The 14,592-nt window shown below is 65.0% G+C and carries 13 protein-coding genes; 5 read left to right on the top strand and 8 right to left on the bottom strand.

The genetic code is table 11. From position 1 onward, the window contains the following. The first annotated feature begins 120 nt into the window (after positions 1-120). The 4 genes from KSS95_RS10815 to KSS95_RS10800 all read left to right on the top strand — a co-directional run bounded on the left by KSS95_RS10815 (position 121) and on the right by KSS95_RS10800 (position 4,978). Positions 121-1,335, top strand: a complete 1,215-nt coding sequence (locus tag KSS95_RS10815; RefSeq protein WP_225935573.1) for a CmpA/NrtA family ABC transporter substrate-binding protein — start codon at positions 121-123, stop codon at positions 1,333-1,335. Between the two features lie 10 nt (positions 1,336-1,345). After that, a complete protein-coding gene (locus KSS95_RS10810; protein WP_217853644.1) occupies positions 1,346-1,921 on the top strand; it encodes an ANTAR domain-containing response regulator in 576 nt (191 codons plus the stop codon). Between the two features lie 175 nt (positions 1,922-2,096). Next, positions 2,097-3,308 carry a nitrate/nitrite transporter gene (locus KSS95_RS10805; RefSeq protein WP_217853643.1) on the top strand — a complete coding sequence of 404 codons (1,212 nt, stop codon included), beginning with the start codon at positions 2,097-2,099 and terminating at the stop codon, positions 3,306-3,308. After that, the gene (locus KSS95_RS10800; protein WP_217853642.1) at positions 3,308-4,978 is read left to right on the top strand and encodes a bifunctional protein-serine/threonine kinase/phosphatase; all 1,671 of its coding nucleotides are present in this window, start codon (positions 3,308-3,310) and stop codon (positions 4,976-4,978) included. Before KSS95_RS10805 ends, KSS95_RS10800 begins: the two co-directional genes overlap by 1 nt. A 118-nt stretch (positions 4,979-5,096) precedes the next feature. Here the strand turns inward: KSS95_RS10800 and KSS95_RS10795 are convergent, their stop codons facing one another. The 8 genes from KSS95_RS10795 to ppsA form a co-directional block, all read right to left on the bottom strand. Continuing rightward, positions 5,097-6,131, bottom strand: a complete 1,035-nt coding sequence (locus KSS95_RS10795) for an OmpA family protein (protein ID WP_217853641.1) — start codon at positions 6,129-6,131, stop codon at positions 5,097-5,099. A 110-nt stretch (positions 6,132-6,241) separates the two neighbouring features. Continuing rightward, positions 6,242-6,808 carry an RNA polymerase sigma factor SigX gene (sigX, locus tag KSS95_RS10790; protein WP_046854750.1) on the bottom strand — a complete coding sequence of 189 codons (567 nt, stop codon included), beginning with the start codon at positions 6,806-6,808 and terminating at the stop codon, positions 6,242-6,244. A gap of 112 nt (positions 6,809-6,920) precedes the next feature. Next, positions 6,921-7,745 (bottom strand): mechanosensitive ion channel family protein, encoded by an 825-nt coding sequence (locus KSS95_RS10785; protein ID WP_217853640.1) that lies wholly within the window; start codon positions 7,743-7,745, stop codon positions 6,921-6,923. 2 nt (positions 7,746-7,747) lie between these two features. Further along, a complete protein-coding gene (locus KSS95_RS10780; RefSeq protein ID WP_217853639.1) occupies positions 7,748-8,011 on the bottom strand; it encodes a CrfX protein in 264 nt (87 codons plus the stop codon). A 210-nt stretch (positions 8,012-8,221) separates the two neighbouring features. Then, positions 8,222-9,217 (bottom strand): divalent cation transporter CmaX, encoded by a 996-nt coding sequence (gene cmaX, locus KSS95_RS10775; RefSeq protein ID WP_217853638.1) that lies wholly within the window; start codon positions 9,215-9,217, stop codon positions 8,222-8,224. A 25-nt stretch (positions 9,218-9,242) separates the two neighbouring features. After that, on the bottom strand, positions 9,243-9,734 hold the full coding sequence (gene rraA, locus KSS95_RS10770; protein WP_217853637.1) for a ribonuclease E activity regulator RraA: 492 nt from the start codon (positions 9,732-9,734) through the stop codon (positions 9,243-9,245). Positions 9,735-9,862: 128 nt separating this feature from the next. Continuing rightward, entirely contained in the window at positions 9,863-10,855 is a 993-nt protein-coding gene (locus KSS95_RS10765) for an alpha/beta fold hydrolase (RefSeq protein WP_217853636.1), read from the bottom strand. Positions 10,856-11,011: 156 nt separating this feature from the next. Then, entirely contained in the window at positions 11,012-13,387 is a 2,376-nt protein-coding gene (ppsA, locus tag KSS95_RS10760) for a phosphoenolpyruvate synthase (protein WP_217853635.1), read from the bottom strand. A gap of 178 nt (positions 13,388-13,565) precedes the next feature. On the opposite strand from ppsA, the gene ppsR reads away from it, so the two are divergent. Then, on the top strand, positions 13,566-14,384 hold the full coding sequence (gene ppsR, locus KSS95_RS10755) for a posphoenolpyruvate synthetase regulatory kinase/phosphorylase PpsR (RefSeq protein WP_028692934.1): 819 nt from the start codon (positions 13,566-13,568) through the stop codon (positions 14,382-14,384). Positions 14,385-14,592 lie beyond the last annotated feature (208 nt).

Raw genomic sequence — 14,592 nt, 5'->3', positions numbered from 1 at the left:
GCGGACTCGCGGTGTGTGAAGGGGCGATTATAGCCAGCGCGTCGCCACGGCGACAGGGCCATGGCACATGGGTTGCAAAGCCAACCTCGTGTCGCCACCTGCCAACGCCCGAGGAATGCCTTGAACACACCTCTCCCGACACTGCCGCTGGCCTGGGTCAACGGCAGCGATGCACCGGAAAAGCCCTGCCTGGACATCGGCTTCATGGCCCTGACCGACTGCGCCTCGGTGGTGGTCGCCGCCACCCAGGGCTTCGCCCAGCAACAGGGGCTGACCCTCAACCTGCGCCGCCAGGCCTCCTGGGCCGGCCTGCGCGACCGCCTGCACAGCGGCGAGCTGGACGCCGCCCATTGCCTGTATGGGCTGGTCTACGCCGTGCACCTTGGCGTGGGCGGCGGGCCGGCCTGCGCCCTGGCAGTACTCATGGGGCTGAACCAGAACGCCCAGGCCATCAACCTCTCCCCCACCCTGCAACGCCAGGGCGTGACCAGCGCCGAGGCACTGGCGCGGCGGGTGCACCAGGGTGGCGCACGCCTGACGTTCGCCCAGACCTTCCCCACCGGCACCCACGCCATGTGGCTGTACTACTGGCTGGCCAGCCTGGGCGTGCATCCGCTGCGCGACGTCGACAGCGTGGTGGTGCCCCCGGCGCAGATGCGCGCCCACCTGCAGGCCGGGCGCATCGACGGTTTCTGCGTGGGCGAACCGTGGTCGGCTGACGCCGTCGCCCAGGGCCAGGGATTCACCCTGACCACCAGCCAGGAGATCTGGCCCGGCCACCCCGAGAAGGTCCTGGCCTGCACCCAGGACTTTGTCACGCACTACCCCAACACCGCGCGTGCGCTGATCCGCGCGGTCCTGGCCGCCGCCCGCTTCATCGAGCAGAGCCTGGACAATCGGCGTGGCACCGCGCAACTGCTCAGTGGCAGCGCCTATCTGGACAGCCCGCTGGGCAGCATCGAGCCGCGCCTGCTCGGCGACTACCAGGATGGCCTGGGTAATCGCTGGCACGACCCCCATGGCTTGCGCCTGTTCGACCAGGGCCGGGCCAACCTGCCCTACCTGTCCGACGGCATGTGGTTCATGACCCAGTTCCGCCGCTGGGGCATCCTGCGCGACGACCCGGACTACCTCGGCGTGGCACGCCAGGTCCAGCAACTGGCGCTGTACCGCGAAGCCGCCCAGGCCCTGGGCGTGCCCTGCGCCGACTCACCCCTGCGCAGCAGCCTGCTGATCGATGGCAGCCGCTGGGACGGCAGCGACCCCCATGGCTATGCGCGCAGTTTCGCCCTGCACGCACTGGATACGACGCCGGCCCTGCGGGCCGGACGCTGAGGACGCGGACATGTTGCGCATCCTGCTGATCGACGACACCGAGAAAAAAGTCGGCCGCCTCAAGGCCGCCCTGGGCGAGGCCGGCTTCGAGGTGATCGAGGCCGGCAACCTGAGCATCGACCTGCCGGCCTGCGTCGAAACGGTGCGCCCGGACGTGGTGCTGATCGATACCGAGTCACCTGGCCGCGATGTGATGGAGCAAGTGGTGCTGGTCAGCCGCGACCGCCCGCGGCCAATCGTGCTGTTCACCGACGAACATGACCCGGGGGTGATGCGCCAGGCGATCCTGGCCGGGGTCAGCGCCTACATCGTCGAGGGTATTCACGCTACGCGGTTGCGGCCGATCCTCGAGGTGGCCATGGCGCGCTTCGAGGCCGACCAGGCCTTGCGCGCGCAATTGCTGGCCCGCGACCAGCAACTGGCGGAGCGCAAGCGTATCGAGCAAGCCAAAGGGCTGCTGATGAAGCTCAAGGACTGCAACGAAGAGCAGGCCTACACCCTGATGCGCCGCCAGGCCATGAGTCGCCAGCAAAAGCTCATCCAGGTGGCCGAGCAGATCATTGCCATGTCCGAGATGCTGGGGTAGCGGTAACGCCATCGTGCCGGCGGAATGCCCAGGCAACATTGGCCCGCCTCTTGCTCTGAATACTTCGGTAGCCAACGGCGGCTGCCCCACTCCCCGACAAAGACGTCGCTCGCCCTTCCACGGCCGTGGACCGGGCAGCGGCGTCTTTGCGTTTGCGCGCCTAACGAGGTGTTCGATGAATACGAGCTTCTGGAAATCCGGGCATGTGCCCACCCTGTTCGCCGCTTTTCTGTACTTCGACCTGAGCTTCATGGTCTGGTACCTGCTCGGCCCCCTGGCGGTGCAGATTGCCGCCGACCTGCAACTGAGCGCACAACAACGGGGCCTGATGGTGGCCACACCGATTCTGGCCGGCGCGCTGTTGCGCTTTGCCATGGGCCTGCTGGTCGATCGCCTGTCGCCCAAGACCGCCGGGCTGATCGGCCAGGTGGTGGTGATCCTTGCCCTGGCCTGCGCCTGGTACCTGGGTGTGCACAGCTACGAACAGGCACTGCTGCTGGGGGTGTTCCTCGGCTTCGCCGGGGCCTCGTTCGCCGTATCCTTGCCTTTGGCCTCGCAATGGTACCCGCCGCAGCACCAGGGCAAGGCCATGGGCATCGCCGGCGCCGGCAACTCCGGCACGGTGTTCGCCGCCCTGTTGGCCCCGGCCCTGGCCGCAGGCTTTGGCTGGAACAACGTGTTCGGTTTCGCCCTGCTGCCGCTGCTGCTGACCCTGGCGCTGTTCGCCCTGCTGGCGCGCAACGCCCCGCAACGGCCCAGACCCAAGGCCATGGCCGACTACCTGAAGGCCCTGGGCGACCGTGACAGCTGGTGGTTCATGTTCTTCTACAGCGTCACCTTCGGCGGTTTCATCGGCCTGGCCAGCGCCCTGCCGGGCTACTTCAGCGACCAGTACAACCTGAGCCCGGTCACCGCCGGCTACTACACCGCCGCCTGCGTGTTCGCCGGCAGCCTGATGCGCCCGTTGGGCGGAGCCCTGGCCGATCGCTTCGGCGGCATCCGCACCCTGTTGGCGATGTACGGCGTGGCTGCCGTGTGCATCGCCGCCGTCGGCTTCAACCTGCCCAGCGCGGTCGCGGCACTGGCCCTGTTCGTCAGCGCCATGCTTGGCCTGGGCGCCGGCAACGGCGCGGTATTCCAGCTGGTACCGCAGCGTTTTCGCGAGGAAATCGGCGTGATGACCGGGCTGATCGGCATGGCCGGTGGTATCGGCGGCTTCCTCCTCGCCGCCGGCCTGGGGGCGATCAAGCAACACAGCGGCGACTACCAGCTCGGCCTGTGGCTGTTCGCCAGCCTCGGCCTGCTGGCCTGGTTCGGCCTGCATGGCGTGAAGCAACGCTGGCGCACCACCTGGGGCTCGGCGGCAGTCACCGCGGCGCGGGTCTGATGAGCCTGCGCCTGCGCTTCGCCCAGGCCAGCGCCACCGGCCCGCGCACGCAGAACCAGGACGCCCTGCGCCTGGTCACCCCCGCCCCGGAGCTGGCGGCCAGCAAGGGCTACCTGTGCGCGCTCGCCGACGGCGTCAGCCAGTGCGCCGACGGCGGCCTGGCGGCGCGGGCCAGCCTGCAGGCCCTGGCCCTGGACTACTACGCCACCCCCGCCACCTGGGGCGTGGCCCAAGCCCTGGACCGCCTGCTCAGCGCGCAGAACCGCTGGCTGCGTGCCCAGGGCAACGGCCAGCCACTGTTGACCACCCTCAGCGCCCTGGTGCTGCGTGGGCGACGCTTCACCCTCGCCCACGTCGGCGACTGTCGGGTCTACCGCTGGCATGCCGGGCACCTGCAATGCCTGAGCGAAGACCACGTGTGGGACCAGCCCGGCATGCAGCACGTGCTCAAGCGAGCGCTGGGCCTGGACCAACACCTGCTGGTCGACTACCTGGATGGCGAGCTGCACGAGGGCGAATGCTACCTGCTGCTCAGCGATGGTGTCTGGGCCAGTGTCGGCGACCAGCGCATCCAGGCGATCCTGCGTGAGCAAGCCGACCTGCAGGACGCCGCCGACACCCTGGTGGCCACCGCCCACCACAGCGGCAGCCAGGACAACGCCAGCGCCCTGCTGGTGCAGGTCGAGCAACTGGGCGCAGGCAACCTCGGCGATACCCTGGCCCAACTGGGGCAGTGGCCCCTGCCTGGCGCACTGCGCGAAGGCCAGCGGATCGATGGCTGGCACGTACAAGGGCTACTGGCCCAGAGCCGACAGTCGTTGCTCTATCGGGTGCGCGATCAGCAAGGCCAGCCCTGGTTGCTGAAAACCTTGGCGCCAGGCCGTGAACACGAAACCGGGGCCGTCCAGGGCCTGCTATTGGAAGAGTGGTTCCTGCGCCGCGTTGCCGGCCGCCATTTCCCCGAAGCCCATCCGGCCAGCCAGCGCCAGTACCTGTACTACCTGATGCGCGAATATGCCGGTACGACCCTCGCCGCCCAGCTCGAAGCCCATGGCCCGCTGCCCCTGGCGCAGTGGCTGGAAATCGCTCGCCAGTTGCTGCAGGCGGTTGGCGTACTGCACCGGCGCAACTTGCTGCACCGCGACATCAAGCCGGAAAACCTGCACCTGGGCGACGATGGCCAATTGCGCCTGCTGGACTTCGGCCTGGCCTATTGCCCGGGGCTGTCCGAAGACCATCCCCACGCCCTGCCTGGCACACCTTCCTACCTGGCACCGGAAGCCTTCGACGGCGCGCCGCCGAGCCCGCGCCAGGACCTGTATGCCGTCGGCGTGACGCTCTATCACCTGCTGACCGGCCATTACCCCTATGGCGAAGTGGAGGCCTTCCAGCGCCCGCGCTTCGGCAACCCGGTCAATGCCGGGCGCTATCGTCCCGACCTGCCGGAATGGTTGCAGCGCAACCTCGAGCAGGCGGTAACCGCCAACCCCGCACTGCGTTTCGAGACCGCCGAGCAGTGGTTGCTGTTGCTGGAGCGGGGAGATCGCCAGGAACTGGCCGAGCGACCACGGCCGTTGCTGGAGCGCGAGCCGTTGAAGGTATGGCGCACGATTGGGTTGCTGTCGCTGCTGTTGAACCTGGTGTTGCTGCTGATAGTGCTCAAGCACTGAGCCCCCTACCCGCCCTGTAGGAGAGGCCGCTCCTACAAAGGGGTGAGGTCTCTGTGGAGAAATCGCAGGCAAAGAAAAACCCGGCCGAGGCCGGGTTTTTCGTGAAGCATCAAACCAATTACTTGGCCTGGGCTTCTACCTGAGCTTCTACGCGACGGTTAACGGCGCGGCCAGCGTCGGTGGCGTTGTCGGCGACCGGACGGGTCTCACCGTAGCCAACCGAGTCAACACGGCTCGATTCGATGCCGTACTGCTGGGTCAGGACCTGCTTGACAGCGTTGGCACGACGCTCGGACAGCTTCTGGTTGTAAGCGTCTGGGCCAACGGAGTCAGTGTGACCTTCCACGGTGGTGGTGGTCTGTGGGTACTGCTTCATGAAGTCAGCCAGGTTCTTGATGTCGCCGTAGCTGTTTGGCTTGACGACCGACTTGTCGAAGTCGAACTTGACGTCCAGCTCAACGCGAACGACTTCGGCAACAGCCGGGCAGCCATCAGCGTCAACGGTAACGTTGGCTGGGGTGTCAGGGCACTTGTCGACGTTGTCGCAGACGCCATCGTTGTCGCTGTCGGAGCAGACTTCGGCAACAGGAGCCGGGGCGACTTCGGCTTGCTTCGGGCTACCGCCGAAGTTCAGGCCGATACCAACGCTCGGGGCCCACTCGGTGTCGCCCTGGTCGATGTTGTACTGAGCTTCGACGCCGGCACGGGCGTAGAACATGTCGGTGATGTACCACTTGGCGCCAGCGCCAACGTTGGCGAAGGTGGACTGGTTACGACCACCACGGCCGGTCTGGCCCAGCGACTGGTGGGAGAAACCAGCCGACACGTACGGACGGATGGCGTCGTACGGGTTGTTGAAGTGGTAAACGGCGTCCAGGGCGGTGTTCGAGCCCTTGATGTTCTTGCCGTCGTCGCCACGGGCGTTGTGGACTTCGTCGTAACCCAGACGCAGTTCAACGTCGTCGGTCAGGAAGTAACCGATCGAGCCGCCGAACAGGTTGCCGTCGTTCTTGAAGTCACGCTGGCTGTCGAAGAATTCTTTCTTGTAGAAGCCTTCGACTTCTACAGCGCCAGTGCCTTGTGCCATAGCGCCAATCGAGGTGGCGGCTACGAGCGAACCAATGGCCAGGCCCAAGGTGTTTTTCAATTTCATCCGTTAAATCCCCATCTGGTGATAGTTAAGCGGTCCCACCAACATCCGGGGGACAACTCGACGGCAAGTCTAGCAGAACTTGCCGGTTGGTTAGAGGTATTTACAGGCGACTAAGTTTCAGCCACCCCTGCAAATTTCTCTCTAAGCTTGTCGAGCGCACGCTTGTAGCGCATTTTCGTGGCGCTCAGGCCCATGTGCATGATGTCGGCGATCTCCTGGAACTCCAGCTCCGCGACAAAACGCAGCACCAGAATTTCCCGGTCGATCGGGTTCACATGCACGAGCCATTTGTCCAGCCCGCCTTTCTCCTCCGGCTTCGGTGCCTTGTCCTCGGACGCCTCTTCGACAGGGTCCAGGCTCAGGGCATCCATCAACCGGCGCTTACGGCGCTCCTTGCGGTACTGGGTGATGCATTCGTTGTAGGTGATGCTGTAGAGCCAGGTCTTGAACTTGGACTTGCCCTCGAAGTTCTTCAACCCGTAGAGCACCTTGAGCATGACCTCCTGACAGACATCATCGGCATCCCGGTCGTTCCCCAGGTACCTTGCGCAGACGTTGAACAGCGTGCGCTGGTAGCGCCGCATGAGCTCCTCATAGGCGCGGGTAACGTGAAACAGCTCCTCATGCGAACGCGCCACCAACTCCTCGTCGGTGAGCTCTCGGGGGTCATAGCGCATGGGCGGCGAATGAACTTTATTCAAAACGGATCTGGCCGACAGTCAGGTCAATGTCGCCGCTCGGCCCCGTGGGCCGATTTCGCGGCGGCATACATTAACAGCTTTTGTGCGGTTAGCGGCTATTCACGCGCTGCTCGAGCAGCTCGCGATTGGCCAGCGACACCAGTTCGCCCTCATCGGTCAGCACGGTGGTCTTCACCGTGCCGATCTCCTCGATATGCCCTTCGACCTCGCCAATACGCACTTGCTGGCCGACCTGGTACAGCTCGCGCACGTAGATCCCGGCCAGAATCTGCCCGGCGATTTCCCGGCTGCCCAGGCCCATCGCCAGGGCCACGGCCAGACCAACGGTAATCAAACCGATGACGATCACGTGGTTAAGCAGGTCGGTCTTGACCTCCAGCTGGCTGATCGCCACCGAGATGCTGATGATGATCACCAGGCCCTGGACGATCCGCCCAACGCCAGCGGCGTATTCCAGGCCGATGCCTTCGGCGGCGCCGCGCACCAGGCCGTTGGCCAATTGCGCCAGCAGCACGCCGGCCAGCAGCACCAGCGCCGCGCCGAACACCTTGGGCAGGTACAGGGCGAGCATGTCGAGGGTCGCCGAGACCCGCTCAAGGCCCAGGGATTCCGCGGCCGAGACCAGGAAGATCAACAGCACGAACCAGTAGACGATCTTGCCGATCAGGGTCGAGATCGGCACCTGGATACCGACCCGGGCGAGCATCTTGGTCAAGCCGGTGCCGCTCATCAGGCGGTCCAGGCCGAACTTGGCCAGCACCTTGGACAGCAGGGTGTCGAGCAGCTTGGCCACGACGAAACCGAGCAGCACCACGACCAGCGCGCCGAACAGGTTGGGGATGAAGTTCGCCACCTTGGTCCAAAGGGCAGTCATGGCGGTGACCAGGCTCTGGGTCCAGAGATCGAGTTCCATATTCAATCGGCCTTATCTGCTTTGCTGCCGGCGGCAGGCTTGCGGGTAGAGTTGCGACGCACCGGCGCGACATGCGCCGAGCCATTGTTCACGGCGATCAGCAGCGCCTGGCTCCAACGGCCAAGCAAGCTGAACAGATCACCCGCGCCAACCTGGCGGTTGGCGGTCTTGAGCACGCGACCCAGGCAGGCGGCGTCGTCCCGGTCCTCGCCGGACGGCGACGCCTTGAGCAGGTCGCGCAAGGATTCTTCAAACGGATCGTGCATGGGCACCTCGCGCAATGTCAGTCAAAGACGAGGGCTGGTGACGACGGGTCACACCTGCCACTGGGACGAATGTTTCAAATTGCCTCAGCTGGCCACTACTCAGGGGCCGCTGCGCCCCCCATCGCGACACAAGGCCGCTCCCACAGGCAAGCGCGATCCCTGTAGGAGCGGCCTTGTGTCGCGATGGGGGGCGCAGCAGCCCCTTCGATGTCAAACCCACCGCAACCGCCGGAACAGCAACCACTGCCCTACCGCCAGTCCCAGCACGATCAGGCTGGCGAACAGGAAGCCATAGGGGCTGTCGGCGCCCGGAATACCGCCGACATTGATGCCCAGCAACCCAGTGATGAAGCTCATGGGCAGGAAGATGCAGGTGATGATGCCAAAGCGGTACATGGTCCGGTTCATCCGCTCGCTGCGGCGTCGGTCCTCGCTTTCCAGCACCAGCGCGGCGCGCTCGCGGGCCAGTTCGAGCTCTTCGAGGTAACGGATCAGGCTGTTGTTCAGCTCGTTCCAGTAGTCGCTGTCGGGGTCGGCGAACCAGCTGCACTTGTTGCGCGACAACTGGGCATAAATATCCCGCTGCGGGGCGAGGAAACGGCGCAAGCCAGCGGCGCGGCGGCGGATCTGCTGCAGGCTGCCTTGCTCTGGGGCATACCGTTCGTCGGATTCTACCTTCTCTTCCTCTACATCGACCGCTTCCGACAGGTCGCTGACCAGGGCCTGGACCTTTTCGGTGAGCAACTCGGCCATCAGCAACAGCAGCTCGGCGGCCGATTTAGGCCCCCTGCCCTCGTCTAGCTGCTGGAGCACCTCGTCACTGGCGCGCAAGGGCCGCAGGCGCAGCGAGATGACCCGCCGCGCCTCGGCGAAGATACGCACCGAGACCATGTCCTCGGGTTCGGCGCCGGGGTTGAGGTTGACCCCGCGCAGGAACAGCAGCATCTGTTCGTTGGCCATCTGCAACAGGCGCGGACGGGTGTTCTCCTCCAGCAGCAGGTCACAGGCGAACTCGCTCAGGCCACTGTCATGCAGCAGCCAGCCACGGGTTTGCGGGTGACTGCGGTCCCAGTGCAGCCAGAGGCTTTCCTCGGCCTGCAACTGCAAGCCGTCCAGTTCGGTACGGGCAATCGAGCGCGCGCCGCCCTTGCCGTCGAGCACCAGGGCATGCACCAGCCCCCATTGCGCGTTGTCTTCCTCGAACATCAAAGCTCCATCAGCGGGCAACGCGTCATTCAGGCATTTTCAGCGGGCTTGGCGAGACGATCACACCGTTGTTGTCGGCATACAGGTATTCACCCGGGCGGAAGGTGACGCCGGCGAAGGTCACCGCCACGTCGAGGTCGCCGATGCCGCGTTTGTCGGTCTTCATCGGGTGGCTGGCCAAAGCCTGCACGCCGACATCGGTCTGGATCAGCACATCGACATCACGCACGCAGCCGTAGATCAGCAGGCCTTCCCAGCCGTTCTTGGCGGCCTTCTCGGCAAGCATGTCACCCAGCAGCGCACGGCGCAGCGAACCGCCGCCATCGACCACCAGGACCTTGCCCTTGCCGTCGAGCTCGACCTGCTCCTTCACCCGCGAGTTGTCCTCGAAGCACTTGATGGTGACGATCTGGCCGCCAAACGAATCGCGGCCACCGAAGTTGCTGAACATGGGTTCGAGCACCTGCACCAGGTCCGGGTAGGCGTCGCACAGGTCGGGCGTTACGTAATGCTGCATGGGAAACTCCTGTCAGTCACAACGAAAGCGGGCGTGCCAGCAAGGCTACACCGCAGGAGGGCTGGCAGTCATCCGAGACCGGTGGGTCATGGCATTTTTATCGCCCGCCCCCGCGATGGCGCCCACCTTCAATTGACGGGCACCGGCTCCATCACCACGGTCGAGGCATGCACCGGCAACAGCGGATCGCGCAACCAGCGCTCGACCAATGGCCAGACCTGAGCCTGGGCGGCCTTGCTGACCAGCATGTCGACATGACCGAAAGCCTCGAAGCCCTCCTCGCGCCCCAGGCGCAGGAACTGCTTGCTGTCGCCGCCCAATTGGTCGAACAGTTTGCGGCAGGCCCACACCGGGTCCTGGAAGTCCCCGGCGCCAGCCACCGCCAACACCGGCAGCGCCACGTCGGCAAGCCCCGCCCACCAGTCGCGGTCCTTGTCGCCGAAGCGACCGAACAAGCCATTCCAGCGCAGGCTTTCCAGGGCCAGGCCAATCGGCTCGTCCTCGGGGCCGCGCTTGAGCCGCGAACCGGAAATCTGCGCGAAACGCTTGAGCAGCAGACGCGCGCCCCACTCCACCGGCGGCACCTTCAACGGCCAGTACACCCGGCTGACCTGGGTACCGAAGAAGGCCGCGCTGGCCACCTGCCCGGGCGCCAGGTAAGCGCTGCCCAGGGCCGCCGCCAGGGTGGTACCACCGAGGGAATGGCCAACCCAGTGCGGCGCCTGGCCGGCCTGCTCCTGGACGAACGCGGCGATCACCGGCAGGTCGTAGCGCGCATAATCGGCCACGCGGTTCTGCCGCCACTCACGGTTGCGCGGCGACAGGCCGTGGCCGCGCATCTCGGGGATCCAGACATCGAACCCGGCGCGGGCCAGGTAGGCGCCCAGGCCGATGCCCTTGGGCGAATACCAGAAGCGCCGGTTGGAAAAACTGCCATGCACAAGAACGACCGGCACGCCCTGGGCGCGGCCCTGGTCGGCCAGCCCCAGGCGAGTGACGGCCAACTCGACGCTCGGGTCTGGGCTGTTGCCGGCCTTGATCCGGTAGACGTCTTCGCTGAGGTCGCCGCGACGCTCGGCACTGAGCAACGCGACGGGAAATTGGGTGCTGCTGCTTTGCATGGGTCACGAACTTCTAGGAGATAAAAACGTGGGAGCGGGCTTGCCCCGCGATGGCATCAGGCCAGGTGACACTAGTGTCAGCGCTGACGCCATCGCGGGGCAAGCCCGCTCCCACGATTCGATACAGGGGCGCGGCACGCGCCCCTGATCAGTACATCAGGCCGCGCCCTGGCCTTCGGCCAGGAAGAACCAGGTCTCGAGCACCGAGTCCGGGTTCAGCGACACGCTCTCGATCCCCTGCTCCATCAGCCACTTGGCCAGGTCCGGGTGGTCCGACGGGCCCTGGCCGCAGATGCCGATGTACTTGCCGGCCTTGTTGCACGCGGCGATGGCGTTGGCCAGCAGCTTCTTGACCGCCGGGTTACGCTCGTCGAACAGGTGGGCGATGATGCCGGAGTCGCGGTCCAGGCCCAGGGTCAGCTGGGTCAGGTCGTTGGAGCCGATGGAGAAACCGTCGAAGTACTCGAGGAACTCGTCGGCCAGCAGCGCGTTGGACGGCAGCTCGCACATCATGATCACGCGTAGGCCGTTGTCGCCGCGGGCCAGGCCGTTCTCGGCAAGCAGGTCGACGACCTGGCTGGCCTCGCCCAGGGTGCGCACGAACGGCACCATGATCTCGACGTTGGTCAGGCCCATCTCGTTGCGCACGCGCTTGAGGGCACGGCACTCGAGCTCGAAGCAGTCGCGGAACGACTCGCTGATGTAGCGCGAAGCACCGCGGAAGCCCAGCATCGGGTTTTCTTCTTCCGGCTCGTAGAGCTTGCCGCCGATCAGGTTGGCGTACTCGTTGGACTTGAAGTCCGACAGGCGCACGATGACCTTTTTCGGGTAGAAGGCCGCGGCCAGGGTGCTGATGCCCTCGACCAGTTTCTCGACGTAGAAGCCGACCGGGTCATCGTAGCCGGCAATGCGCTTGTCGACGCTGTCCTTGAGCTCCGGCGGCAGCCCGGCGTAGTTCAGCAGCGCCTTGGGGTGCACGCCGATCATGCGGTTGATGATGAATTCCAGGCGCGCAAGGCCGACACCGGCGTTGGGCAGCTGGGCGAAGTCGAAGGCGCGGTCCGGGTTGCCGACGTTCATCATGATCTTGAACGGCAGCTCCGGCATGGCATCGACCGAGTTCTGCTTGATGTCGAAGCCCAGCTCGCCCTCGAAGATGAAGCCGGTGTCGCCTTCGGCGCAGGACACGGTGACGCCCTGGCCGTCCTTGAGCACCTGGGTGGCATTGCCGCAACCGACCACCGCCGGGATGCCCAGCTCACGGGCGATGATCGCCGCGTGGCAGGTACGTCCGCCGCGGTTGGTGACGATGGCGCTGGCGCGCTTCATCACCGGCTCCCAGTCCGGGTCGGTCATGTCCGAGACCAGCACGTCGCCGGGCTGGACCTTGTCCATCTCGGACACATCGTTGATCACGCGCACCTTGCCGGCGCCGATGCGCTGGCCAATGGCGCGGCCTTCGACCAGCACGGTGCCTTTTTCCTTGAGCAGGTAGCGCTCCATGACATTGGCGCTGGCGCGGCTCTTCACGGTCTCGGGACGGGCCTGGACGATGTACAGCTTGCCATCGTCACCGTCCTTGGCCCATTCGATGTCCATCGGCCGCTGGTAGTGCTGCTCGATGATCATCGCCTGCTTGGCCAGCTCGTTGACTTCGTCGTCGCTCAGGCAGAAGCGCGCGCGCTCGGCGCGGTCGACCTCGACGGTCTTGACCGAGCGACCGGCCTTGGCTTCGTCGCCGTAGACCATCTTGATCGCCTTGCTGCCCAGGTTGCGGCGCAGGATCGCCGGGCGCCCAGCCTGCAGGGTCTGCTTGTGGACGTAGAATTCGTCCGGGTTGACCGCGCCCTGCACCACGGTTTCGCCCAGGCCGTAGGCGCCGGTGATGAACACCACGTCGCGAAAGCCCGACTCGGTGTCGAGGGTGAACATCACCCCGGCGGTGCCGGTTTCGGAGCGGACCATGCGCTGCACGCCAGCGGACAGGGCGACCAGCTTGTGGTCGAAGCCCTGGTGCACGCGGTAGGCGATGGCGCGGTCGTTGAAGAGGGAGGCGAAGACTTCCTTGGCCGCGCGGATGACGTTATCGACGCCGCGGATGTTGAGGAAGGTCTCCTGCTGGCCGGCGAAGGACGCGTCCGGCAGGTCTTCGGCGGTGGCCGACGAACGCACGGCAACGGCCATGTTGTCGTTGCCCTTGGACATCTCGGCGAAGGCCGTACGGATTTGCGAATCGAGGCGAGCCGGGAACTCGGCCTCCATCACCCACTGGCGGATCTGTGCGCCGGTCTTGGCCAGGGCGTTGACGTCGTCGACGTCCAGTGCGTCGAGCGCGGCATGGATGCGCTCGTTCAGGCCACTCTGTTCGAGGAAGTCACGGTACGCCTGAGCCGTAGTGGCAAAGCCGCCCGGCACCGAGACGCCGGCACCGGCAAGATTGCTGATCATCTCGCCCAGGGATGCGTTCTTGCCCCCCACATGCTCTACATCATGGACGCCGAGCTTATCGAGGGAAACTACGTACTCTACCAAGGTGATCTCTCCACTAACTGTATTGGAAAAGCTCAAGGGCGCCCGCCTGCCGGAATGACTGGGCCGGACGCTTGTGGCCTGGACCTGGAAAATAAGTGAGAATGCCGAGCAACCGCGTTCGGCAAACCGAACCTATCATATCCAGAAATCTTCGGCAGCTTAAGGCCCCCAGGTGCAAATGAAACGAACCGCGTTCTTCATCTCCGACGGTACCGGCATCACTGCAGAAACGCTGGGCCAGAGCCTGCTCGCACAATTCGAGAGCATTCCGTTCAATAAATTCACGCGCCCCTACATCGACACGTTGGACAAGGCTCGGGCCATGGTCCAGCAGATCAATGCCGCGGCCGAGCGCGACGGGGTGCGCCCGATCATCTTCGACACCATCGTCAACCAGGACATCCGTGAGGTCATGGCCACGTCCAATGGCTTCATGATCGACATCTTTTCCACGTTTTTATCCCCGCTCGAGCAGGAATTGACCGCCCATTCGTCGTATTCCGTGGGCAAATCCCACTCCATCGGCGGCAACTCCAACTACATGGAGCGCATCGAGGCGGTCAACTTCGCCCTGGACAACGACGATGGCGCGCGCACCCACTACTACGACAAGGCCGACCTGATCCTGGTGGGCGTGTCGCGCTGCGGCAAGACCCCGACCTGCCTGTACATGGCCATGCAGTTCGGCATCCGCGCGGCCAACTACCCGCTGACCGAGGACGACATGGAGCGCCTGCAACTGCCGGCGGTGCTGAAGAAGCACCACAGCAAGCTGTTCGGCCTGACCATCGACCCTGACCGCTTGACCGCCATTCGCCACGAGCGCAAGCCCAACAGCCGCTATTCGAGCTTCGCCCAATGCGAGTTCGAAGTGCGCGAGGTGGAGAACCTGTTCCGCCGCGAGAACATTCCCAACATCAATTCCACGCATTTTTCGGTGGAAGAGATTTCGGCGAAGATCCTCGTGGAAAAAGGCGTGGAGCGGCGGTTCAAGTAGACCTGCATAACCCTCAAGGCCTGCGCGGTCCCTGTAGGAGCGGCCTTGTGTCGCGAAAGGGGTGCGAAGCGCCCCCATGATTTGTGCATCAATCGGATATTGCCGGGGCTGCTGTGCAGCCCTTTCGCGACACAAGGCCGCTCCTACAGGGACCGCGCAGTGGATATGAAAAAGCCCCGGCATTACGGCCGGGGCTTTTTCATTTCAG

This window comes from Pseudomonas muyukensis, assembly GCF_019139535.1.
In the GTDB taxonomy this organism is placed as follows: domain Bacteria; phylum Pseudomonadota; class Gammaproteobacteria; order Pseudomonadales; family Pseudomonadaceae; genus Aquipseudomonas; species Aquipseudomonas muyukensis.
The sequence above is the reverse complement of the archived record's forward strand: the minus strand, read 5'-3'. Positions and strand labels throughout refer to the sequence as shown.